Here is a 1,231-nt window from a genome sequence, read left to right on the forward strand (position 1 = left end):
TGGACCTGTCGCGTATTTGTGCCGCTCCGAGTGCTCGTTTAGGCCACGTGGCGTTCAAAGGCCAAGGGGCTTTTGCCTCCCAATGCTGAGTGCCGACGGCGCGGGTTATAGAAGCCGTTGATGTATTGGAAGATGGCTGTCTCAGCCTGTCGGCGCGTCTCCCACGTGCGCCGCCAAATCAACTCGGCCTTGATGGTCTTGAAGAAGGTTTCGACAGCGGCATTGTCATAGCAGTTGCCCTTGCCGCTCATCGACGCCTTCAGGCCGTGCTCGCGCAGGACCTTCTGATAGTCGTGTGAACAGTATTGGCTGCCGCGATCGCTGTGGAAGATGCAGCCACGCGGCGGGGATCGCAGGGCGATGGCCATTTTCAGTGCCCGGATCGCCAGATCGCGTTTCATGCGGTTGCTGACGGCCCACCCGATGACCCGCCTCGAATGCAGATCGAGGATGACCGCCAGATACAGCCACCCCTCGCGGGTCCAGATGTAGCTGATATCGCCCGCCCATTTCTGGTTCGGTCGATCTGCAGTGAAGTCACGGTCCAGCAGGTTCGGCGCGATGTTGAATGTGTGGTCGCTGTCCGTCGTCGCTTTGAATTTACGTGTTCTTTCAACGACGATCCCGTTCTCACGCATCAGTCGCCCGACCCGCCGGTGACCAACATCGACGCCGACTTCCTTCAGTTCTTCGGTCATCCTTGGGCGGCCATAGCTGCCCAGGCTCAGCCGCGACTGCTCCTTAATGTGTGCCAGAACAACCATGTCCATGTGCTGCCGCCGGCTGGCAGGACGGCTCCGGAACGCCCGCAATCCGCGCGGGCTGACATTCATCACATGACACAGCCGGTCGACCGGGAAGGCCCCACGCTGTTCTTCGACGAACCTGAACCTCACGGCTTTTGGCTCGCGAAGAACTGGGTGGCTTTTTTTAGGATGTCCCTCTCCTCCTTGAGGATGCGGATCTCGCGCCGAAGCCGTTCGTTCTCTCGTGCCAGCTCGCGATCCTCGGCCGAGACGACATCCGTGTCCCGGTGCGCGTTCACCCACTTGTTTAAGGTCGACAAGCCGACCCCAAGATCATCCGCAACCTGACGCCGCGAAAGCCCGCTGGTCAGCGCGATACGCACCGCATCCCTGCGAAATTCATCCGTCCTGCCTGTGCCCATGGTTCATCTCCTTTGCTGCACATTACGTGATCAAAGGAGCGGCACCAAACCGCGACAGGTCCA

Annotated in this window: 1 protein-coding gene; it reads right to left on the reverse strand. The window is 60.0% G+C overall.

Annotation, left to right across the window (positions count from 1 at the left end; genetic code table 11):
* Positions 1-38: 38 nt before the first annotated feature.
* Positions 39-1,168 (reverse strand): IS3 family transposase gene (locus GL284_RS21205; RefSeq protein WP_155046388.1). Its coding sequence is split into 2 segments (ribosomal slippage): positions 39-934 and positions 934-1,168, totalling 1,131 coding nucleotides; the frame shifts between segments, so codons are not numbered across the junction.
* Positions 1,169-1,231 lie beyond the last annotated feature (63 nt).

It is taken from the genome of Paracoccus shanxieyensis (assembly GCF_009711265.1).
Classification (GTDB): domain Bacteria; phylum Pseudomonadota; class Alphaproteobacteria; order Rhodobacterales; family Rhodobacteraceae; genus Paracoccus; species Paracoccus shanxieyensis.